The 21745-nt window shown below is 36.0% G+C and carries 20 protein-coding genes and 1 pseudogene; 9 read left to right on the top strand and 12 right to left on the bottom strand.

Annotated elements, in window-relative coordinates; all coding sequences use genetic code 11:
• Positions 1–41: 41 nt before the first annotated feature.
• The 3 genes from H4J52_RS14915 to H4J52_RS20080 form a co-directional block, all read right to left on the bottom strand.
• On the bottom strand, positions 42–353 hold the full coding sequence (locus H4J52_RS14915; RefSeq protein WP_259367865.1) for a diacylglycerol kinase: 312 nt from the start codon (positions 351–353) through the stop codon (positions 42–44).
• A 337-nt stretch (positions 354–690) separates the two neighbouring features.
• A complete protein-coding gene (locus H4J52_RS20085; RefSeq protein ID WP_259367864.1) occupies positions 691–837 on the bottom strand; it encodes a hypothetical protein in 147 nt (48 codons plus the stop codon).
• Positions 838–1002: 165 nt separating this feature from the next.
• The gene (locus tag H4J52_RS20080) at positions 1003–1338 is read right to left on the bottom strand and encodes a DUF1705 domain-containing protein (protein ID WP_259366635.1); all 336 of its coding nucleotides are present in this window, start codon (positions 1336–1338) and stop codon (positions 1003–1005) included.
• A gap of 483 nt (positions 1339–1821) precedes the next feature.
• On the opposite strand from H4J52_RS20080, the gene H4J52_RS14905 reads away from it, so the two are divergent.
• Positions 1822–2598, top strand: coding sequence for a DUF3108 domain-containing protein (locus H4J52_RS14905; protein ID WP_182225035.1), 777 nt, complete (start codon positions 1822–1824; stop codon positions 2596–2598).
• A 927-nt stretch (positions 2599–3525) separates the two neighbouring features.
• Here H4J52_RS14905 and H4J52_RS20075 read toward each other — a convergent pair.
• From H4J52_RS20075 to fur, 4 genes and pseudogenes are all read right to left on the bottom strand, one after another.
• Positions 3526–3915 (bottom strand): hypothetical protein, encoded by a 390-nt coding sequence (locus H4J52_RS20075; protein WP_259367863.1) that lies wholly within the window; start codon positions 3913–3915, stop codon positions 3526–3528.
• 123 nt (positions 3916–4038) lie between these two features.
• Positions 4039–4715, bottom strand: a pseudogene (locus H4J52_RS20070) (response regulator transcription factor).
• A gap of 1087 nt (positions 4716–5802) precedes the next feature.
• The gene (locus tag H4J52_RS14895; protein ID WP_182207855.1) at positions 5803–6900 is read right to left on the bottom strand and encodes a hypothetical protein; all 1098 of its coding nucleotides are present in this window, start codon (positions 6898–6900) and stop codon (positions 5803–5805) included.
• A 966-nt stretch (positions 6901–7866) separates the two neighbouring features.
• Positions 7867–8310: a ferric iron uptake transcriptional regulator gene (fur, locus tag H4J52_RS14890; RefSeq protein ID WP_182178533.1), complete on the bottom strand. Its 444-nt coding sequence runs from the start codon at positions 8308–8310 to the stop codon at positions 7867–7869.
• Between the two features lie 187 nt (positions 8311–8497).
• Between fur and H4J52_RS14885 the strand changes: the two genes are divergently transcribed.
• On the top strand, positions 8498–8950 hold the full coding sequence (locus tag H4J52_RS14885) for a DUF4442 domain-containing protein (RefSeq protein ID WP_182178535.1): 453 nt from the start codon (positions 8498–8500) through the stop codon (positions 8948–8950).
• Between the two features lie 77 nt (positions 8951–9027).
• On the opposite strand, the gene fldA is transcribed toward H4J52_RS14885, so the two are convergent.
• From fldA to H4J52_RS14865, 4 genes are all read right to left on the bottom strand, one after another.
• On the bottom strand, positions 9028–9555 hold the full coding sequence (gene fldA / locus H4J52_RS14880; RefSeq protein WP_182178537.1) for a flavodoxin FldA: 528 nt from the start codon (positions 9553–9555) through the stop codon (positions 9028–9030).
• A 12-nt stretch (positions 9556–9567) separates the two neighbouring features.
• Positions 9568–9861: a LexA regulated protein gene (gene ybfE, locus H4J52_RS14875; RefSeq protein WP_182178539.1), complete on the bottom strand. Its 294-nt coding sequence runs from the start codon at positions 9859–9861 to the stop codon at positions 9568–9570.
• Between the two features lie 9 nt (positions 9862–9870).
• A complete protein-coding gene (locus tag H4J52_RS14870) occupies positions 9871–10092 on the bottom strand; it encodes a DUF2788 domain-containing protein (RefSeq protein WP_070376277.1) in 222 nt (73 codons plus the stop codon).
• Between the two features lie 168 nt (positions 10093–10260).
• Entirely contained in the window at positions 10261–11028 is a 768-nt protein-coding gene (locus tag H4J52_RS14865; protein WP_182178541.1) for an alpha/beta fold hydrolase, read from the bottom strand.
• Positions 11029–11188: 160 nt separating this feature from the next.
• On the opposite strand from H4J52_RS14865, the gene seqA reads away from it, so the two are divergent.
• From seqA to H4J52_RS14835, 6 genes are all read left to right on the top strand, one after another.
• On the top strand, positions 11189–11782 hold the full coding sequence (gene seqA / locus H4J52_RS14860; RefSeq protein WP_182178543.1) for a replication initiation negative regulator SeqA: 594 nt from the start codon (positions 11189–11191) through the stop codon (positions 11780–11782).
• 51 nt (positions 11783–11833) lie between these two features.
• Positions 11834–13489, top strand: a complete 1656-nt coding sequence (pgm, locus tag H4J52_RS14855; RefSeq protein WP_182188804.1) for a phosphoglucomutase (alpha-D-glucose-1,6-bisphosphate-dependent) — start codon at positions 11834–11836, stop codon at positions 13487–13489.
• Between the two features lie 294 nt (positions 13490–13783).
• Positions 13784–14887: a succinylglutamate desuccinylase gene (gene astE, locus H4J52_RS14850; protein ID WP_182178765.1), complete on the top strand. Its 1104-nt coding sequence runs from the start codon at positions 13784–13786 to the stop codon at positions 14885–14887.
• Between the two features lie 241 nt (positions 14888–15128).
• Positions 15129–16313 carry a thiamine pyrophosphate-dependent dehydrogenase E1 component subunit alpha gene (locus H4J52_RS14845; RefSeq protein WP_182225033.1) on the top strand — a complete coding sequence of 395 codons (1185 nt, stop codon included), beginning with the start codon at positions 15129–15131 and terminating at the stop codon, positions 16311–16313.
• Positions 16313–17290 carry an alpha-ketoacid dehydrogenase subunit beta gene (locus H4J52_RS14840; RefSeq protein WP_182225031.1) on the top strand — a complete coding sequence of 326 codons (978 nt, stop codon included), beginning with the start codon at positions 16313–16315 and terminating at the stop codon, positions 17288–17290. Before H4J52_RS14845 ends, H4J52_RS14840 begins: the two co-directional genes overlap by 1 nt.
• Before the next feature lie 10 nt (positions 17291–17300).
• A complete protein-coding gene (locus H4J52_RS14835; protein WP_182178771.1) occupies positions 17301–18881 on the top strand; it encodes a dihydrolipoyllysine-residue acetyltransferase in 1581 nt (526 codons plus the stop codon).
• Between the two features lie 62 nt (positions 18882–18943).
• Here the strand turns inward: H4J52_RS14835 and H4J52_RS14830 are convergent, their stop codons facing one another.
• On the bottom strand, positions 18944–19678 hold the full coding sequence (locus tag H4J52_RS14830) for a hypothetical protein (protein WP_182225029.1): 735 nt from the start codon (positions 19676–19678) through the stop codon (positions 18944–18946).
• A gap of 153 nt (positions 19679–19831) precedes the next feature.
• On the opposite strand from H4J52_RS14830, the gene H4J52_RS14825 reads away from it, so the two are divergent.
• Complete coding sequence (locus H4J52_RS14825; RefSeq protein WP_182225027.1) at positions 19832–21673, top strand: protein kinase domain-containing protein; 1842 nt, start codon at positions 19832–19834, stop codon at positions 21671–21673.
• Positions 21674–21745: the final 72 nt, after the last annotated feature.

The following is a 21745-nucleotide window of genomic DNA, read 5'->3' as shown; positions in this document are numbered from 1 at the left end:
CTTAAACTTAAACTTAAGTTAAGCCAGGATAGTTTTTAAAGTCATACTATTAGCCAAATACAACTTGCTACAAGTAGGCTTAACATTACTGCTGCTCCTAAGTTTATTGCAAGACCTGACAATGGATTAATTTCTAAACCAATACTGTCGATAACAGCTTCAATGGCTGTGTTTATTCTTTCTGTAAATATAACAAAAACAATTGCGAGTATTAATATCACTTGTTCTTTAATGCTGATATCAAAAACAAAAGATGCGGTTATAACAACAAGCAGCAGTAAAAGCTCTTGTTTAAAAGTAGATTTATTGTCGTATAACCACTTTAAAGCGCGCAATGAATTTAATGTGGCCAAATAGATTCTTCGCAGGCCTTTAGGTTTAGTGATATTGTCATAACTATTAATCAGTTGCTCTAGTGAACAATTTTGAGTATGGCTACGTTGGAAATCAGGGATAAAAGCATGTCTTTTCTAGAATAGCATTTAAAATAAGTAGGCCGGTGAGAGCTTATTATATGCAGTACAATGACGGTGTGTTTTGATGTGTTAACTGACTGGATTTACTTATTAGGAGCGCTAAAAGTGCTTCGTCATAGCAGTCTCGCCATCACATAAAGGGTTTGATTTATCAAGGTCGACTTGTTGCATTTTTACCGGGTACAAACAACTTTACAGCTGCCGTTATTATTACTTATCCATAAAACATCAGCGCCGCTAAATGGATAATATCAATGACATTTTGTTGGGCTGTTGTCATACGCTTTTCATCGCCGTATTTATTTAACTTTGAAAAAATACAGGGCACAGATATAGCCGTTGTTGTTTCATATAAACTCATCCTTGAGAATGAGACCACGGCTTGTTTTTTAGCATATTGGTTAGTCGGTTTACTATAGCCATTAAGTAAAAATTTTGGGCGGGAGCTGTTTCTCCAAACACCATAACGGTGACTTTTTTTATAACTGTTAAGTACAATTGACGGTGCGGCATCTAAAAATTTAAATTAAAGTAGCGGATAAAAATAGTGATTGCAGACAAATTTGAATGACGCTACCACCATTTTATATGGCGTTATGTAGGTAATGAGGTGTTTATTGTTTCTGCCAACCACTGCATAATTTGAATAGAAAAAAGCACAGATTAAAAATACAGTGACAAGACTTAAACTAAGCAGTTTTAGCCGGTTCAACAGCTCTTTGAAAAATGGCTTATAAGTTAATTGAAATGAGTAGATGATGAATGTGGGAAGTAATCCAAAAAATATAAAGAATAAAATAGCGTGAAGGTTTATGTAAGATAAGGCTTCTGCTGTATCGGTTTCAAGGGTATTTTGAATCATGCCATAATCAATGACTATCCCTTATGAAATAGTGCCATAAAAGAGTAATGACGAACAAATCACAGTCGCGATAAGTAAGGGTTTGGTTAACCACCTAAATGAAAGAACGCCTTGTATAATAACGGTTAGCGATAAAAAAATATTGGCAAAGACAATAATTATCTAATGCGGTAATTATATCTACTGTTTTTAACAAAAATGGCAAGTTTAAGATCTGTGCAATTTAACAATAGGTAAATAATAACAATTGATTTGTTGTTAATTTCAAACGTTTAAAGTAAGAAATGTAGTGAGTGATTAAATTCATAAAACCACCTATAGATTAGTGGCTTCATACTCATAATATAAGCTTAAGGTTGGCTTAGCTTAAACTGAAAAAAGCCTTTATTTGAATAATCAATTTACCTTAGGGGTGATTTACGCTAAAAAGAGAGGGTTTTACAAATAACGCTTCCCGCATAATCATAATAAGGCACTATTTAGATGTTTCTCTATTCACAATTGTTACGCTCAATTATTACTCAAACTTATCTCTTGTCCTGCTTGGCTATGATCAGTTGTTATGCGCAAAGTACAGAAAACCCTACCGTAGCGAACAATGCTACTTTGATAGAATATACTGCGCATTATACCGTTTACCGAAAAGGTGATAAATATGGCAAAGCAGTAAGAACGTTATCGAGAACTGATGATGCTCTTTATAAGTTAACGTTTAAAACTGAAGCTTCAAAATATTTTTATGTCATCAATACCCAAGAGTCCAGTGAGTTTACATATGATGCTCAGCAAGTAAAACCATTTAAATATATCAGTAGTGATGAGCGAACCTTTAAAGAAAACAAACATCAAATGATTGAATTTGATTATGCGGCAGGAGTCGTTTTAGGTGAAGATATAGCGCAAAAATGGTCACTTCCTTTAACGCCTAATATACTTGACCCCTTGTTAGTTATAGAAAAAATGAGGAGCGAAATCGGCAACCAAAGGCATAACTTGGAGTATTTAGTTTATGATGAAGGATCCGTTAAAACATATTCATTCGAATTTTTAGGCAGAGAAAACATTAAAACAACGATGGGAGCAGTTGATACGATAAAAGTTTCACGAGTAAAAAAGAACAGCTCAAGAAAAACTCACTTTTGGTTAAGTACAGAGCATCATTTTATCCCTTTTAGAGTAGGGCAAGAAAAGGATGGTAAAGAAGTCGCGACACTTGAAATCAAAAAACTGATCTTACCAACATCGCCCAGTAATCGATAAATAATGGTGTAAAACGTTAGTTAACTAAGTGGTTGTTAAAGATGCTAAGCGGATTATATTATGATAGTGAAAACAATCTTTTGGTCATGCTCTATTGAAACGTTTAAAGTTGCACCAATTTTTTGATAGTATGATTGAGCAATGGCTAAAGCTAGCCCATACCTTTTCTTTAGAGGTTCTTGATGAATCTTTTTACCATAAAGGTTCAAAAAAAGAACTCAGTTTTGCTCTGAATAATCAAATGTACTGACATTTGAAATTTTAATTTTCATTTTTTAGTCTTTGGATACGGGCTATAGTAAAGGGCATTATTAATGAGGTTACTTAGCACTGTAGTGAAAGCAAATTCATTTTTTTTAATATTTTCATATTGATGATGAAGGCTTACCTTAACATCTCTATTATTCTTGTTTTCTGTGATAATAATGGTATTTATTAACAATGTAACATCCACTTGTTGTTTTTCTAGCTCAGAGTGTGATGTGCTTTTTTACAGTAAAAGTATACCATTGACTATATTTTTTAAGCGCTGAGTAATTGCCAGTACATTAGTCTTAAAATTCGCCGCTAATTGTTATTCATTAGGACATTTTATCGCAACTTCACTTAAGTTCAGTAACTCAGCAATCGGTGTTTTTAACTCATGAGCAATATCTGAGGTGATTCTTTTTTCTCTTAAATAGAGAATTTTCTTTGCACTGATAAAATGATTAATATCTTCTGTGATAGCAACAAGTTCTTCGGGTAATGTATTTGTCGAAATTTCACTGACTTCAGAGTTTAAATTTATCTGTTTTAGCGCAGCATTTAATTCATTAAGTGGTTTTAAACCACGCTCAACAACATTGAAAACAATGAGCCTTACCGCGATAACAGCGAAAATTGAGGTAAATATAAAAATAATGTCTACAAACCAAAGAATTTTATTTAGGCTTCATTACTTGTTGCGTAAGCTAACTCCATCGGTTTTTTATTTTTTACAAATTCCTCTCTCGCTAAACCAAACATCTCCCTAATATCACTATCAATTTGAGGCTTAAATCTTATGAAATACATTCTGTCAGATCGTCCGTCTGGTAGGGTTATATTCGTTATTGATAACTTATGTAGGGCAACGACTAACCTTGGCAATTCGTTGTATTTAAAAAGCTTAAGTGTTTCTGAACGTTCAAAAACTTTATTGTCACACCATAATTGAAAGTACTCTGGATCGTTTACCCCTGAAAACTCATACATAAATTCATCAGCAAAATCAAAGTCAATTTTTTCTGTAGCTTCGCTGACTAATGTTTCTAAAAATCCTGCTTTGTTTACCATCGCTCGATCAAATTGATTACTGATCTAACTATCAACACTTATGTCTGTTATAAAAAAGCGATACCAATAATATAAATATGGAAATTGATATGTATCGACTTAACTTTTTGTTAATAGAGTTCATTAACAGCTATTAACAAAGTAACCAAAACCATGTTGAGTTTTTATTGGTAAATCATGCCCAATATCTCTCACTTTTTATGGGCGGTGGAAAGATGAGCTTCACTTGAGTTTTTAGGGACTGCATTATATGTCCCGCTAAGTACTCACTTAATTTTTCAGGTGAAACTACTTTACCTTGATTAGTAAAAATACATTAAACAAGCTTATATTCATTAAGTGTTAAATGAGCATCTGCTCCATTACACAGTAATTGTTTTAAATGAATGTCTAATGAAAAAAAACCAATATTAATCTTATTGTCATTGACATTTAAGCTACCCCTGCGCATTTAGCAGAACAGGCGAACATGAAGTTCATCAAAAGAAAAAGGTTTTGTTAAGCAGTAATAAGCCTGAAATTTTATTTTCTGTAAGATATCGTACTGAAAGTATCAGTAATCTGAGGTATTTGTTCGCTTTTCTGATGGCTTTTAATATAGCCTTACCGTCAATAGACGGTAGCATTAAATCAAGTATGAGTAAGGAATAATCGCTCGCTAAAGCCATGTTTAAATCTTATGAGCCATCATCGGTATCGTCAATAGTACAGCCAAAATTTGACAACCCTATTCTTAGACCCTTTCGCAACGAAGTCGAGTCCTCAATAATCAATAACTTTAATGTTAGCCTACTATAAATATGTTTTATTTATAGAACACAGCAGAGTTAACTTAAGGTTTGTAGAGTAAAGCGCTTAAAATAATATCGGTATAAAAGTATCTACAAAAAGCATAGGGACCTTACTCTGGGCTATATTTATAACCCACCTTCTTAATAACAGCGGGGTGTAGCTTTATTAGACCTATAAAAAGTTAATGACTTTTCTTTAATATTACCCTGATCCATTTAGTCTTTGGGTGTTTCACTTTTTGATTGAGATTTTGTAAGATATATCTTACAAACACGTAAGATATTGAGTAAATAACTTCTAGCAAATAGATTGTGAATTTACATTAACACATGATTACATTGTGTTTTTTGTTTTTTATATACTTGTTTAAAATTAATGTTGTTAAATTAAAAAATTATGATGACTTGGAAAATATCTAAATCAACGTATTATTTAATTCATCAGGAAGATGCAGGTCAGGAAGATCAATAGAGTAGATAACTCTTTAAAGGACGTTTGAGGGATTAGGCAGGATGATAGGAATCATCAAAGGAAAGAAAAGGAATTAAGTTAAAGGATTAACAGCTAACGGAAGAGCTCGCAAGGACGGAAAATCACTATAGATGTTACTTAGGATGAGTGGCAATCATGGAAGATGAATGGACAGAAAAGGAATTAAGTTAAAGGATTAACAGCTAACGGAAGAGTTCGCAAGGACGGAAAATCACTATAGATGTTACTTAGGATGAGTGGCAATCATGGAAGATGAATGGACAGAAAAGGAATTAGGTTAAAGGATTAACAGCTAACGGAAGAGCTCGCAAGAACGGAAAATCACTATAGATGTTACTTAGGATGAGTGGCAATCATGGAAGATGAAAGAAAAGGAATTAAGTTAAAGGATTAACAGCTAACGGAAGAGCTCGCAAGGACGAAAAATCACTATAGATGTTACTTAGGATGAGTGGCAATCATGGAAGATGAAAGGAAAGAAAAGGACTATTAGGATATACTACGGACAGTTCTTTATGGATGAAGCGGGGCACAAAATTATGCAGGATGCATATAAGCTAGTTCAAGAAATGCGGCTCGTAGAGCCGTATTTTTTTGTTTAAATTAATACTCAAGATAGGTTGAATAATAACGGTGCTTACCTAAAATTGATTGGCTACCTTTCAGTGAAAATGTATACCCACATAAAGAAAAACTGCCTCTCATCGCAATGTTTCTCACAATTACTTTTGTATCTAAAGGAGAAAATCTAGCCAAATTATCACCTTTATCTGCTTGTGTTACGTCTAATGTTCTAATCATCTCTCCATTATCATAAGTAATCGCCTGGCAGGTATTATCACCTTGCGCCGTATTTTGTTGCCATAAAAAACCGCCCTGCACAGCAGTGCCTTGCCACTTTATTGTAATACCATCGAAAGCAGATACGGATAAAGAAAAATTATCGGGTAGAGTGATTTTATGTAATAAAGTCTGTTTTGACTCCATGCTGGGAGTTTTGTCATTCTTATCTGGCGTTATATGTTGTTCATCATTTAAGAACAAAGAAACAGCTGCCAATATTATTGACATTAAGGCGATTAAAATGAGTATGCTTAATGTTGAGGCTTTATTTTTAATATTGAACAGCTTTAGTCTGATCGCTTCACCGAAATCATCACTCGATTGCTTATGCGCCTCTGCAGGTACCTTGGCGTTATCAACAAAAGCCTGGCGAGTCTCTTGATGAGTACTTACTTGGGAATTGTCCACTCCTTTTTGATTAAATGTGGGCTCTATTCTTTGTTTTTTTTGAAAATTTCCTTGCTTCTTTACATAGCCACTTAAATCAACACTGCCGCAGTAACCCAATATATGACTATTTTTTTGACTTTTATACGTCATTAACAATGTGGAAATGATTAAAGGCAATAAAAGTAACCAATAGCTAGGCGTGTAATCACTGATAATGATAATTAACCCGGCAATTAAAAAACTCCCCGTTGGAGCGAGTAACCAAGCTATGCTGAGGTTGGCATCGTTTAAGCGGCGCTTTGTTGCAAGTGTACAAATGCTAGCAAAAAAAGATAATACCAGGAAGGATAATAAGCCGCTAAATAAAAAAATGGCACTAAAAAAAGCAAATAATAAATAACAACTAAAATGAATAGCAATGAATCGACTACGATTATCTGAACCGGTTAAACAAAATAGTGACTTCAAAAAAAGCACATAAACTCCTAAAAATATTGTTTGAGCTAAAGCGCTGGCAAGAGTAACGAATTTTTTTTTAATTTTCAGCGATATTTGCATATTGTTACACTTATAATTTTGATACTCCCCGACAAAATCATACGTAGTATGTAAGCCATTTCGCACAATTACGTCAGTGATCATTCAATAAATTGTAAGCGTAAAAAAAAATAAATTTTAACTCATTGTTAATTAAGTTAAAAAATTAATTTATTGTTAATGTGGTTGATTATGACTAAGTTTTTTTGGTTTACCTTTGTAGCGAGAAAACTTACGGGTGTTACTATTAAACCTGTCAGGAAGACAACTGTTATGGATAACACGATAAATAAGTTAAAGGATAAACATTGTTTATTGGATATTGTGCAGGAAGTGCAAAAAGGAAGTGGTTTAAGTTAACATTTGGTTGATAAAGGATTTAGCCGTAAGGAAACTATTATTTCCAATGGAATGGAACATAAATGGAATTTACTTGAATGGATGCAATAGCTAGCGCTAAAGTTAACTTATTTTACCGCGCATATAATGAATAAAATTTATGGATGAAATTAACCGAGAAAGGAAGCTAATAGAGAGCTGATGCTCTTTTAGATAGGGCCATCTAAACGGATTTAATGAACGGTTAGTACTGAAATGGATGTCGAATAAAGGACAGTAATAAAGCTTGGATAAAATGAGTTTTTATACAAAAATAAATTCCATATTATTTAGGACGTTTAAAATTAGCAAATGGATTTGCAGCATTATATTAATAAAGAAATAAAAGCGGCTTGTGAGTCGCTTTTTCTTTGCCTAAAAATAGGTAATAGACATAGTGCTTTGCTTGGTTGTCATTCATAATTTTTACGCTAGCAGTAACACTCTTGGTTGTATTTAAATGGTGATAATAAAAAACCTGCTAAAGCAGGTTTTTATTCATTTAAAGTCACATAATAATTAACTATTAGAAGTTCGGTATGAATCACAAGCTTCTTCATCTTCACATTCGCCATATAAATAGAGACTATGATTCGTTAGCGTTATTTTATGTGATTTAGCGATATCTTCTTGACGCTGCTCAATAACGTTATCTTCAAATTCAACTACTTTGCCACATTTTAAACAAACAAGATGATCATGATGCTTTTTATGACTCAACTCGAAAACTGATTTCCCACCTTCAAAGTGATGACGACTAACAATACCTGCATCGTCAAACTGATTTAGTACACGATAAACAGTCGCTAAACCAATTTCTTCATTCTGCACTAGCAATATTTTGTAAACATCTTCCGCGCTAATATGCTGATTATTAGGGTTTTGTAAAATAGTGAGGATTTTGATTCGCGGCAGGGTAATCTTTAATCCGGCTCTTTTTAGCTCTTCATTTTGGTCTGCCATTAACTTTAATTCTCTAATTCGATAAGTTAAACAAAATTATAGGGGGTTCTAGGGCTTGATGGAAGCCTTAGTTTAAATGATTACCAAATACATAGGTTTTGATTGATAAAATAGTAGTAAACTGCAACTGCTTTACTGGTACGATGAGTTTTTTGGGTAAGTCATTTAAGAAATAAAGGAGATTTTAATGCTAAAAAGAGCATGGTTACTAAGGTTGCTGCTCAATATTTGGCCACCATTTTTATTTACAGGTATTAAGGTAACAGAACTTTCTAGTGACTTTCGACAAGCTAAAGTGCGTTTAAAAATGCGATCATGGAATAAAAACGCCTTAGGTACACACTTTGGGGGCTCATTATTCTCGATGACTGACCCTTTTTACGTATTGATGATTTTATCGCGCTTAGGTAATAAATATTATGTTTGGGATAAATCAGCTGATATTGACTTTATAAAACCTGGAGTGGGAGTGGTAAAGGCAGAGTTTTATGTAAGTGATGATTTTATTAATGAAATTATTGAAAATACTTGTCACGGTGAAAAGTATCAACCCACGGTGAGTGTGTATGTGAAAAATAATGATGGCGAGTTGGTGGCTAAGTTGAATCGGCGTCTGTATATTCGTCAGAAAAATAAATAATATTATGCCTAAATAATTTTAGGCTACAAAAAAGCCTGCAAATGCAGGCTTCATATCAGATCTTTTGATAGCGAAAATTAATCAGCAAGTTCTGCTAAACACATTTCTTCATATACTTGTGTAACCCATTTATCAATTCGCTCTTCAGTTAGCTCTGGTTGACGGTCTTCGTCAATACATAAGCCAATAAAAGTGTTTTCATCAACTAAGGCTTTAGACGCTTCAAACTCATAACCTTTAGTTGACCAGTTACCTACAATAACTGCGCCTCTTGATTCGGCAATATCTTTCAAAGGTTCCATAGCATCACAGAAATATTCAGAGTAATCTTCTTGATCACCTAAACCAAAAATAGCGACTAACTTGTCAGTAAAATCAATTTCTTCAAGCTCAGGCAAAAAGTCGTCCCAATCACATTGGTTTTCACCGTAATACCAAGTTGGGATACCTAAAATGATTAAGTCAAATTCAGCGATTTCTTCTTTAGTACTTTTTGCGATGTCTTTTACATCAACAAATTTTTTGCCTAACTTCTTTTGGATAGTTTTGCTGACAGCTTCAGTATTGCCTGTATCACTACCGAAAAATAAACCTACAATTGCCATGGTATAAAACCCTTATTTACTAATATTTAATGCTTTTGCCGTCATTGAATTTTTCAATATCGACTCAATAAGTTCGCTACGACTAATGCCTTGAATTATTGCTAAGTCGTCTAACTGTTCAAACAATTCTTGATGTATTTTAAATTCAACTCGCTTCAAGCCATTGTTTTTATCGCGTTTAACTTGATTGCGCTTATTTATTTTTACTTGGACGCTACGCGAATGAGGATTTGTTTTTGGGCGTCCAGGACGCTTTTCATCACTAAACAAATCAATAGTGGTTAAATCACTTGCTTCTTTTGCCATCGTTAACTTTTACCCAACCCCTTGGCTTTCCCAAACCAGTTGAATAATGCCTTTGGCAATAAAGCCTGCACAACCTAAAAATAAGACCAAATAAACGACCATACGGCCCATTTTGGGAACATCATTTTTTGTCATAACATCATGGACCGATAAGCCAATGAAAATAAAGATAAAAGCGAAAAATAAATTCAAACCGATGGTTTCAATAAGTTCTAAGTTTTCAGCTAACATAATTCACCCTAAAAATTTCAGGCGCACTGTAGCATAATTCTGTTCTTAAATACATAATTTTTACCATAAATGACAGTGCACATTAACATCATTTGTTGTAATGAACTCATTGTAGCAAGATGAAAGCTGACATTACATCAAATCGTTCAAAAGGCTTTCTATAGGTGTTTAAAACTGTAAAAAGTCATTTGTGATTTTATTAAATATCGTCGTTTTCTCGGCATGTAACCAATGCCCAGTACCTTGAATTATTTTTGCTCTACTCTTTGGAAACAAGACCTTAATAATGTCGCGGTGCTCTGCGGTAATATAATCAGAATCTCCACCTTTAATAAATAGAGTTTCACCTTTAAAATGTTGCTTGCCTTTATAACCTGTCATTATTTGAGGATAGCAATGTTGAATATTATTAAGGCTACACTTAAAAGTAAATTTTCCATCTTTAACTGTCAAATTTCGTAATAAAAACTGCCGAACACCCATTTCATCAACGAAATGTGCTAATTGCTCGTCGGCATCTTTTCTACTCTTAACATGTTCAAGTGTAATACTTTGTAAGCCTTCAATAATATGATTATGGTGAGGAGGGTAGGTAACAGGGGCTATATCAGCAACAATTAGTTTTTCAACTTTTTCGCTGTGTTTTAGCGCAATTTCCATAGCAATCTTACCTCCCATTGAATGCCCAAGAAAATGAGCACGGTCAATTGTAAGTGTTTTCATTAAGTCTACGGTGTCTTGAGCTAATTCTTCGTAACTCATTGAGTCTTTATGAAATGAAAGACCATGATTTCTTACATCAATACTCGTCACTCGGTAATTATCTTTGAGGCCTTTTGCTACCATATTTAGATTTTCTAAACTGCCCAGTAAGCCGTGTATCAAAATAATATCGGCGCCAGAGCCTTGTTGTTGATAATGTAAAGTTTGTGTCATGGATAGCTCATTCAATGAATATTTCTGTCTAGAGCTTTATTGTCTTAGCTTTTATAGCCCCATGCAATTATTTTTGAGGCTTTATCAAGATATTGTCGCTGGAAAGTTTTCCTTAAGCTAAGTATAATCCTGCGCGATTAATGAAATTTTAGGGTAATTAATGAAAAACATTGAAATAGATGAAGTACTTTATCAATACATAGTGTCGAATACCCAATTTATTGGCGAAAGTGCTTCGTCAATCTTACGCCGTTTACTTAGCTTAACCTTAGCTGAAGGTACCGCTGGCGATATTGAAGTTATATTGTCTGAGAATAAAGAAGAAGCAGTTGAAAGCTCACCACTTCAAATTGAAGAAACTATTGAAAAAGAAGAAGTGGTTGTTATTATAGAAGAAAGTGTTGAGCCTCCTAGCATTGATAATGTGCTTAACTATATTAATAAAGAAGAATTAGCAACGCAGCGTGGTGCTGTCGGACGATTTTTACTTATTCTTGCTGCTTTATATCGCGTACACAGTGAAAAGTTTGCTGTTGTCTCTGAAATTAGAGGTCGCGACCGTTTATACTTTGCCAAAAGTAAAGAGGAACTCTCTGCAAGTGGCAGTAGTACCAAACCATTACAAATACCTGATAGCCCATTTTGGGTAATGACAAATTCAAATACTACACGTAAAAAAATGATGTTAACCAAAGCGTCGTTAACCTTAGGTTATACTGAAGAAGATGCTGAGAAAATTCGCGATCTATTATAACGTGTAAAAAATTACAGCAGATAAACATTGAAATAAAAAATAGGGAATATCATGACTATACATGCACATGCAGGAAAACCAGTTAGACCACAAGACCGTATCAATATTGGTAAACTAGTCAGTGATTATTTCTTATTAATACCCGATGTTTCTATCATTGAACAACGTGTAACGTTTGGCACATCAGGCCATCGAGGTAATGCAAGCAAGAGCAGTTTTAATGAACAACACATTGTTGCTATTTGCCAAGCGGTTGCTGAGCATCGAACTGAGCAAGGTTTGAAAGGGCCATTATTTTTAGGTAAAGATACCCATGCGCTTTCAGAACCCGCCTTTGCTAATGCGCTATCGGTGTTAATTGCTAATAATATTCCGGTAGTTGTTCAAAATGATGATGGCTTTACGCCTACACCTGTTATTTCTCGATTGATTATTGCTCATAATAAATTAGCCATAAATAAAGATAATCAAGCAGACGGTTTAATTATTACGCCTTCGCACAATCCTCCAACTGACGGCGGTATTAAGTATAACCCTCCGCACGGCGGGCCTGCTGAGGGTGGCGTCACTCAAAAAATTGAACAACGTGCTAATGATTTAATGGCAGAGAACCTTGTAAATGTTAAGCAAATTAGCTACGCAAAAGCCTGCTCTTCGCCATTATTGTTAAAGCAAGATTTTATTACTTTCTATGTTAACGAACTTGAACAAGTTGTCGACATGGCAGCTATAGCAAAAGCTGGTGTTAAAATTGGTGTTGACCCATTAGGCGGTTCTGGTATTCATTACTGGCCAGTCATTGCGAAAAAATATGGCTTGAACCTGGAAATTGTCAATCCTGTTGTCGATGCTAGTTTTGCTTTTATGCCATTAGATAAAGATGGCAAGATCCGTATGGATTGTTCATCACCCTATGCAATGGCAGGGTTAATTGCTTTAAAAGATAAGTTTGATGTTGCAGTAGGTAATGATCCTGACTTTGATCGTCACGGAATTGTGACAAGAACAGGGGGTTTGATGAACCCAAATCATTACCTAGCGGTAGCTATTTATTACTTAATGACACATCGTGATTGGCCTAAAAACAGTAAAATTGGCAAAACCTTGGTATCAAGTTCTCTTATAGACCGTGTTGCACAATACATTGATCGCCCTTTGTCAGAAGTGCCAGTTGGCTTTAAATGGTTTGTTGATGGCTTGAGTGACTCATCATACGCCTTTGGCGGAGAAGAAAGCGCTGGCGCGTCTTTTCTTGCTCGCGACGGTAGCTGTTGGACAACAGATAAAGATGGTTTTATTATGGCACTACTTGCGGCTGAAATTCTTGCCGTTACCGGTAAAGACCCATTTCAATTGTACCAAGAACTGGCAGAAAAACTTGGCGAACCTTGTTATGGACGCATTGAAGCTGTTGCAAGTTTTGAGCAAAAGAAAGTGCTAACGTCATTAAGTGCCGATGACATTACTACAGAGACTCTTGCAGGAGAAAAAATTAACCAAGTACTCTCACATGCACCCGGTAATAATGCAGCTATAGGCGGGGTTAAAGTTACCACCACTAATGGCTGGTTTGCTGCCCGCCCATCAGGTACCGAAGATATCTATAAAATTTATGCAGAAAGCTTTATCGACCAAAAGCATTTGCAACTTATTATCACTGAGGCACAAGTACTGGTCAGCGCAGCGTTTACCAAAGCAGGTTTGTAGTTGATGATCTAAAAATAATGAATTCTTTCATTTAATCGTTGTCAAAAATTTAAATATAATAATAATATAAGTTTTAGTGATGCCCCATAATCAGTATCTACACAAACCAACAGTGATTAAAGGTCTTTATTTATCACTGTCGTTAATTTTATAGCTCTATATTTATAGAGCTATTTAGTCAAAAATTGATGTGTTAATTACTGTGCTATTTACTTTTATTGTTATCAATCCAAGCAATAATCTCAATTTTTTTGTACAATACCCAATAATTTTTATTGGCTTAGTGAAAGTGGTTTGGATAAATTACAATTAGTATTACAAGAACAACAGCAAACGCTACAAACAACAGGTGATTTTCTCGCCTTAACTCGCGCTAATGAATGGTCGTTAGCAGGGGCTTTTTCCTTTCAAGTTCAACATCAAGCAAGTAACAGCCAAACAAAGGTCACGGTAGTTGATACCGGTTTAATCACGTTTGAACCTTGTAACTTATCACAATCAAATAAAGATATTGTGCTTTCTAGTGCGGTGCACGGTAATGAAACAGCGCCAATTGAAATTTGTGCCGAGCTTATTAAAAAACTTATCTTAGGAGAAGTTGCTTGCATGGAGCGAGTACTCTTTATCTTTGGTAATCCCGCTTCTATTAATATTTCTGAACGTTTTATTGAAGAAAATATGAATCGTTTATTCTCTGGGGGCCACTCGGCGGATCAAGGTCATGGCGCGGGTTTAATTAATAAAGAACGCCATCGTGCTTTATTACTTGAAAATACGGTGCGAGACTTTTTTGAACAAGGTCAATCGTTAGTCAATAATACTGAGCGCGAGCGTTGTCACTACGATTTACACACTGCTATTCGTGGTTCAAAAAATGATAAGTTTGCGGTTTATCCTTTTAGGCATGGTAGAGCTTGGAAAAAATCACAATTACAATTTATGCATGCCTGTGGCGTGAGCACCATTTTACTTTCGCACTCACCAACCACCACGTTTAGTTATTTTTCATCAAATGAATTTAACGCTGACGCTTTTACGGTTGAATTAGGCAAAGTGAAACCTTTTGGTGAAAATGACATGGCTAAGTTTTCTCAAGTTAAGCAAACATTAACGCGTTTGGTCTCAGGTGAAGATTTATGTCTAAAAGACTATGATGAAAAAGATTTTAGTATCTATGAAATTTATCAAACAATTAATCGTCACGGTGAAAAATTCTCATTGAATTTTTCTGATGATGTTGAAAACTTTACTGATTTTCCAAAAGGTAGCGTTATTGCGTTAGATGACGGTAAAGAAATTAAAACAGAAAAAGTGGGCGAAGCTATTATTTTCCCAAATGCTAATGTTGCCATTGGCCAGCGAGCACTCTTAACCGTGATCCCTGCAATTATCGAATAATGAATGCAGTGATGTAAACTTTTATGGGCATATTTATCTTGAACACGTATACCCAGAGTTTTAGTTCGCTTACACAACTTGTGTTTCAGTTTACGTAAAGGTAAAGTACGTTCGATTATTTTACAACAGCTCATTGCGCGAAACCCAATAAGTACATGCCAAGTACACTTACATAAAGAATAATGGTTTAGCATATTCTGCAATGAACATATTCCATAAGACAAGAAGAGAAGAGAAGGCTATGAACACTGACGTATATAAAGAAAGTCCGGTGGTACATCAACCCGCTTTTATTGATGGTCATTCAGTTGAAATTCCCATCCTCAAAGTATTACAACAAGACGGTAACGTATATGACGGTGCCGAACTTCCTGAAATAGATCAGGAATCAGCGACTAAAATTTATAAAACATTAGCGTTTCACCGTGCGCTCGACGAGAGAATGGTCGCATCACAACGTCAAGGTCGTTTAAGCTTTTATATGACAGCACTTGGCGAAGAAGCAGCAAGTGTTGGTGGTGCTGCCGGTTTAAAACCTCAAGACATGATCATGGCGCAATACCGAGAGCAAGGAGCATTAATGTACCGTGGCTTCTCACTTGAAAATTTCATGAATCAAATGTTCAGTAATGAAAAAGATCTAGGCAAAGGTCGTCAAATGCCTATTCATTACGGTAGTCGCGAATTAAATTACATGACTATTTCGTCGCCACTTGCTACTCAAATACCACAAGCTACTGGTTATGCATATGGCCAGAAGTTACAAGGACTTGACGCGGTAACTATTTGTTATTTCGGAGAAGGCGCTGCATCTGAAGGTGATTTTCATGCCGGTTTAAATATGGCCGCAGTGCATCGTGCTCCAGTTATCTTTTTCTGTCGTAATAATGGCTACGCAATTTCAACACCTGCTGATGAACAATATGCAGGTAACGGTATTGCTTCTCGTGGTGTGGGTTACGGTATTAAAACAATTCGAATTGATGGAAACGATATCTTAGCGGTATTAAAAGCGACGCAAGATGCACGTACTTATGCGTTAGCAGAAAACAAGCCAGTACTTATTGAAGCAATGTCTTATCGCTTAGGTGCGCATTCAACTTCAGACGATCCTTCAGGGTATCGTACCCGAGAAGAAGAAGCTAAATGGCAGGCTCATGATCCAATTCTTCGTATGAAAAATTGGATGTTAGCTAACAAATGGTGGGATGAAGAACAAGAAACCACTTTATTTGATAAATTGCGAGAAGAGATATTAGCCGCTGTTAAAGTTGCAGAAATCATTGATAAACCACCCGTTGAAGATTTGATTACTGATGTTTACGATGAACCGCCAACGTTATTAAAAGCTCAACTTGAAGAGCTAAAACTGCATATCAAAAAGTATCCAGAAGCCTACCCATTCACCGCGGGGAGAATTAAATAATGGCACAAATGAATTTATTACATGCAATTAATAACGCACTTGAAATTGCAATGACAGAAAATGAACGCGCCGTATGTTTTGGTGAAGATGTTGGCCATTTTGGCGGCGTTTTCCGTGCAACTAGTGGCTTGCAAGAAAAATTTGGTAAATTGCGTTGTTTTAACACGCCGCTCGTGGAGCAAGGTGTTATTGGTTTTGCTAATGGTTTAGCGGCACAAGGTAGTGTGCCTATCGCTGAAATTCAGTTTGCTGATTATATTTTTCCAGCTTTTGATCAAATTGTTAACGAATCTGCAAAATTTCGCTACCGTAGCGGTAATGAATTTGATGTGGGTAACTTAACAATACGTACCCCATACGGTGGCGGTATTGCGGGTGGTTTGTATCATAGTCAATCACCAGAAGCTTACTTTGCTCATACACCAGGCTTAAAAGTTGTTGTACCACGTAACCCTTACCAAGCAAAAGGTTTGTTGTTAGCGTCTATTCGCGATAAAAATCCGGTTATCTTTTTTGAGCCAAAACGTTTATATCGTGCTTCCGTTGGCGAAGTGCCCACCGAAGATTATCAACTACCTTTAGGCAAAGCTGAGGTTGTTACGCCAGGTAGTGATATCACGTTGTTAGCGTGGGGCGCACAAATGGAAATAATAGAGAAGGCGGCTGAAATGGCTGCAACTGACGGTATTTCATGTGAAATCATTGATTTACGTACTATTTTGCCATGGGATATTGAAACGGTTGTTAATTCTGTTACCAAAACAGGGCGCTTAGTTGTTAGCCAAGAAGCGCCATTAACCGCGGGTTTTGCGAGTGAAATTGCTGCAACGATTCAAAAGGAATGTTTCTTACACCTTGAATCACCAATTGCACGCATCTGTGGTATGGATACGCCTTACCCATTATCGTTAGAAAAAGAATACGTAGCCGACCACTTAAAAGTGTATGAAGCCATTAAACACAGCATAAATTACTAAGGTTTTTGTCATGAGTATTGATTTTATTCTACCCGATATTGGTGAAGGTATCGTTGAATGTGAACTAGTTGAATGGCTAGTTAAAGAAGGCGACGTAATTGTTGAAGATCAGCCTATTGCTGATGTGATGACCGATAAAGCGCTGGTACAAATTCCGGCGATGCATAATGGTACGGTTACTAAGCTTTATTACGCGCAGGGTGATATTGCCAAAGTACATAAACCGCTTTTTTCAATGATAACTGATCAAGAACCTTCAGTTGAGCAACCGGCAAGTGTTCCTGAAATAGAAAATACAGCACGTGCTGAACACCCTGTAGCTGCGGCGGATGTTGTTGCTGCAACTTTCGAACGAGAAGACTTTATTTTACCGGATATCGGTGAAGGTATTGTGGAATGTGAACTTGTTGAATGGTTAGTTAAAGAAGGTGATGTGATTGTTGAAGATCAACCTATTGCTGATGTAATGACCGATAAAGCACTCGTACAAATTCCAGCGATGCATAATGGTACCGTCACTAAACTTTACTATGCTAAAGGTGAAATTGCGAAAGTACACGCACCGTTATTTGAAATCGAAAAACGCTCTGTTAATACTAACGAACCAGCTGCTGTTGCAGTTAAATCGGTTGAAACACCAACGGTTTCTGTAGCGAAAGAAGTCGCTGTTAGTAACATTAACGTTGAAAAGAAAGTCGTTAATAGTAAAGCTGTTGCTAGCCCAGCCGTGCGTCGTGTTGCTCGTGAGTTAAATGTTAATATTCATGAGATACCAGGCAGTGGCAAGAAAGGTCGTGTTTATAAAGAAGACGTCGTTTCTTTCACTAAAGTACCAGTTGTAAGCACTGAAAATGTAACGCAAGTTGCTGCTGTTGCACAAAGTGGTGGTAAACGTGTTGAACCTATTCGCGGTATTAAAGCGGCTATGGCAAAAGCTATGGTACGTTCAGTGTCAACGATCCCTCACTTTACTTATTGTGAAGAAATAGACATGACAAACCTGATGGCGTTGCGCAGCGGGATGAAAGACGCTTATGCGAAGCAGGATATTAAATTAACCATGATGCCATTTTTCATGAAATCGATTTCTTTAGCGTTAAAAGAATTTCCGATTGTGAATACGCAGGTTAATGATGATTGTACTGAAATTACTTATTTTGATGATCATAATATCGGTATGGCTGTTGACTCTAAAGTTGGCTTACTCGTGCCTAATGTTAAGCAAGTACAGAATAAATCTATTGTTGATGTTGCTAAAGATATCATGCGTTTAACTGATTCTGCCCGTGCAGGTCGTGTTGGGGCCGAAGATTTAAAGGGGGGGACTATTACCATTTCAAACATTGGCGCTATTGGCGGCACTGTTGCGACGCCAATCATCAATAAACCAGAATCTGCGATTGTAGCGTTAGGTAAATTACAAAAATTACCACGCTTTAATGATAAAGGTGAAGTAGAAGCACGCTATATTATGCAAGTAAGTTGGTCTGGAGATCATCGTGTTATTGATGGTGGTTCAATTGCTCGTTTTTGTAACTTGTGGAAATCATTTTTAGAAGAACCAAGCAATATGTTGATGCATATGTCTTAGTTCGACGCTTTTTGATATTAAAAAACCTGCTTATGCAGGTTTTTTTGTTTAAACCCCATAGTTTACATGGAAAGGAATATGTAAGTAGACTCATTATTTGATGATGAGCTGGTTGACGAAAACGTCCACCATGGCTGCTGATTAATATCTTTTATAATTTTATTCAACGCGTCTTTTTGTTTTTCAATCGCCAATATTTCGCAATAGGGCTGTTTACAAATTACAGAGATCAAATCAATATTTGTGGCTTCATAATGCGTTAAGACAAAGTCAGAAATATTGTTTTTCATATTATAGCCCCAATCTACATCGTCTTCTTTTTGATGAAAATCATAGATGTCATTTCTTGTTTTACCTCGAAACGAACTCAAGAAAAATTTGAAGGGTTCTGGAGCGAGTGCTTGCATTTCTTCATCAGTAACTTTACTACCATCAAATTCATTTAATTGATTTTTCAATAATGAAATTTTATTTTTTGATTTTTTATATTTGTCCTCTAATAATTGATGCTCAGCGATTAAATCTAGGTGCTGCTGATTTAACATTTCGTCACCGTCAACAGTTGTTAATGTCTGGTTATTGGTGACTTGTGGTTGGACTTGACTAGCATCAATGGTTTGATCGAGTACATCCGGAGCGACTTTTAATTTTGATATCTTTGCGGTTGGCGGTGTCTTAACTGCGATTACCATAGGAGGTGTCAAATTATCTTGATAACTTTCAGTGCTCAAGGATGAAAAAACATAGCCGAGTATTGCCCCAACAGCCAAAAGTACCAGCGCTTTTAGTGAATTCATATAAATCCTTTTATCGTGCGTTATTATTTTTTTTAAAGATATTACCTCAATAAAATTATCTTTCAAGCGGTTAAAGTTTAAAAGTGCTTTAAGTTAACATCAAGTGACTTTAACGATATACTTTTTAGTAGAGTGGGCTGGCTAGGAAATTACGTGCACGAAAATAAACTTCAACATTTTTATATTGCCGAAGAGCAATCTGTTTATTTATTAAATACCAAAGATTCTACTAAATTAAAAGTCTGGGTCGAGTTATGTCAGCAACAATTAGGTTTACTTGGCTATCAAAATATCGCTTTATTAGGAAAGGGGGCCTATGGTTTTGTTTTTAATGGTGACGATGATTTGGGTAATGCATTTGTTTTCAAATTTTCACGAATGAATTTACCTCAGCATGTCCAAGACCGCTTAGCAGAAGAAGCTGAAATTCAAGGGGAGTTATCGCATAGACGAATTCCAAAGGTTGTTAAGTATTACAAAATAAAACGCCAATCTATTGTTCATATGCAACGTGCCCCTGGCGTTGACTTAGAAAAGTATTCTCATCAGCATGGCCCTTTAGCACCTGAGCTTGTTGTCAGTATTGCCATTCAGTTGGCCGAAATCCTTTTATATTTGCGTAATCCAAATAAACATGAAAAAGGTAAGCCCTATGTGCACGGTGACATAAAACCTTCAAATGTTGTGTATAACGAAAAAACAGGCAAAGTATACTTAGTGGATTGGGGCTCAGCTGTTATTGCTCAATTAGATGCCTCAGGACAAAATACTGCCAATAGCATTATGGATTTAATGAGCAGTGATTTACAAAATACCAATGCGCGCTTGGGCGATGTTTACTTTATTGGTCAAGACCAAATAAGTGGGGCTATGTCGTCACCGCGTTTTGATGAGCAGGGATTAGCCGCAACACTCTATGCAATAGCATCAGGTCAATCGTGCCGGTACGGTCATCAAGTTATTTCACCGCTTTCACTAGGCTTACCAAAGCTGTTGGCGAAAATTATTGAAGGGATGCTCAGTGATAATCAAAAAACACGCAATAGTGCCGGCGATTACTTTTTCAAGCAGTTACCTTACTTAAAACGTATGGTTATGGCAAAACAGCATCGCTCTTTAGATACGGAGCTACTGATCCCTGTTTGGCTAAAGTCAAAGACAGACAAAATTATTGATACCGTTGTTTATGGTTCAAGAAAATCATTTTTAAGAGAATCAACAGAAAGTGATGAATTAAATGAGATTGATGATGCGCAACTTGAAAAATATTATAAAAATTTTCTTATGGGCATGGGCGATACAGAAAAAGGCTTTATTGCAGCAGTAGGCCGTTTGGGCAGCTTTCCGGTGGTGGGAGGTTTAGCGATACGTTGGCAAGCTGATGGTGTGTATATCGATTCTAATTTAACTTTATTTGATCCAAGCTTGAACGCTTCTTTTCAAAGTGCAGTGAATAACATGGTGCACCTCGCGCAAGGTATTCATCGTGTCGGTATGTTTAAGAGTTGTTTATTTAACGCCAGAAATACGCTTCATGTGGAAAGGCAGAGCAGTGAACATGATTTTATTGCCCAATTGGGACAAACGTTTGCTTTCGAGGTCAGTGATATTGCAGAAGTTGACGATATTACTCGTCTACATTCATATTTCGAAGACGGCAAAGATCCCGATGAATACTTATATTTACCTGATGAGATAATGGCCGTATTAGGGCGTTTGAATTTAATTCATCATACCGGTTGTATTATTTTTGAAGTTTTACCCACTCACTTAAAAATTCATAGTTATTTAATGTTGCTTAATCATCAAAAAAAGGAAGAATTTACTGAGTGTTTAGCCGAAATTATTAACCTGTTACCAACAATTAAAGGGCAAGGAATTTCAGGGTTTATGAAACTACCCTACAAAGACACACGATATTTCGAACATATTAGCGCTTTACCTGAAAAGTACTATCCTAGAAATCCTAAAACGATTGAATCAACGAAGAAATAACATGACTAACAAAATTGGTGAAATGGCGTGGCTAGATTTAACGGTAGATAATGCCACTGAGGTGAAAGACTT

The organism is Colwellia sp. MB02u-14 (genome assembly GCF_014076915.1).
In the GTDB taxonomy this organism is placed as follows: domain Bacteria; phylum Pseudomonadota; class Gammaproteobacteria; order Enterobacterales; family Alteromonadaceae; genus Colwellia_A.
The sequence above is the reverse complement of the archived record's forward strand: the minus strand, read 5'-3'. Positions and strand labels throughout refer to the sequence as shown.

Excerpts from the sequence above, each read along its gene's own strand:
- H4J52_RS20085 (WP_259367864.1), bottom strand. The coding sequence starts at position 837 with ATGAGTTTATATGAAACAACAACGGCTATATCTGTGCCCTGTATTTTT.
- H4J52_RS20080 (WP_259366635.1), bottom strand. The coding sequence starts at position 1,338 with ATGATTCAAAATACCCTTGAAACCGATACAGCAGAAGCCTTATCTTAC.
- H4J52_RS14905 (WP_182225035.1), top strand. The coding sequence starts at position 1,822 with ATGTTTCTCTATTCACAATTGTTACGCTCAATTATTACTCAAACTTAT.
- H4J52_RS20075 (WP_259367863.1), bottom strand. The coding sequence starts at position 3,915 with ATGGTAAACAAAGCAGGATTTTTAGAAACATTAGTCAGCGAAGCTACA.
- fur (WP_182178533.1), bottom strand. The coding sequence starts at position 8,310 with ATGGCAGACCAAAATGAAGAGCTAAAAAGAGCCGGATTAAAGATTACC.
- H4J52_RS14885 (WP_182178535.1), top strand. The coding sequence starts at position 8,498 with ATGCTAAAAAGAGCATGGTTACTAAGGTTGCTGCTCAATATTTGGCCA.
- fldA (WP_182178537.1), bottom strand. The coding sequence starts at position 9,555 with ATGGCAATTGTAGGTTTATTTTTCGGTAGTGATACAGGCAATACTGAA.
- ybfE (WP_182178539.1), bottom strand. The coding sequence starts at position 9,861 with ATGGCAAAAGAAGCAAGTGATTTAACCACTATTGATTTGTTTAGTGAT.
- H4J52_RS14870 (WP_070376277.1), bottom strand. The coding sequence starts at position 10,092 with ATGTTAGCTGAAAACTTAGAACTTATTGAAACCATCGGTTTGAATTTA.
- H4J52_RS14865 (WP_182178541.1), bottom strand. The coding sequence starts at position 11,028 with ATGACACAAACTTTACATTATCAACAACAAGGCTCTGGCGCCGATATT.
- seqA (WP_182178543.1), top strand. The coding sequence starts at position 11,189 with ATGAAAAACATTGAAATAGATGAAGTACTTTATCAATACATAGTGTCG.
- pgm (WP_182188804.1), top strand. The coding sequence starts at position 11,834 with ATGACTATACATGCACATGCAGGAAAACCAGTTAGACCACAAGACCGT.
- H4J52_RS14845 (WP_182225033.1), top strand. The coding sequence starts at position 15,129 with ATGAACACTGACGTATATAAAGAAAGTCCGGTGGTACATCAACCCGCT.
- H4J52_RS14840 (WP_182225031.1), top strand. The coding sequence starts at position 16,313 with ATGGCACAAATGAATTTATTACATGCAATTAATAACGCACTTGAAATT.
- H4J52_RS14835 (WP_182178771.1), top strand. The coding sequence starts at position 17,301 with ATGAGTATTGATTTTATTCTACCCGATATTGGTGAAGGTATCGTTGAA.
- H4J52_RS14830 (WP_182225029.1), bottom strand. The coding sequence starts at position 19,678 with ATGAATTCACTAAAAGCGCTGGTACTTTTGGCTGTTGGGGCAATACTC.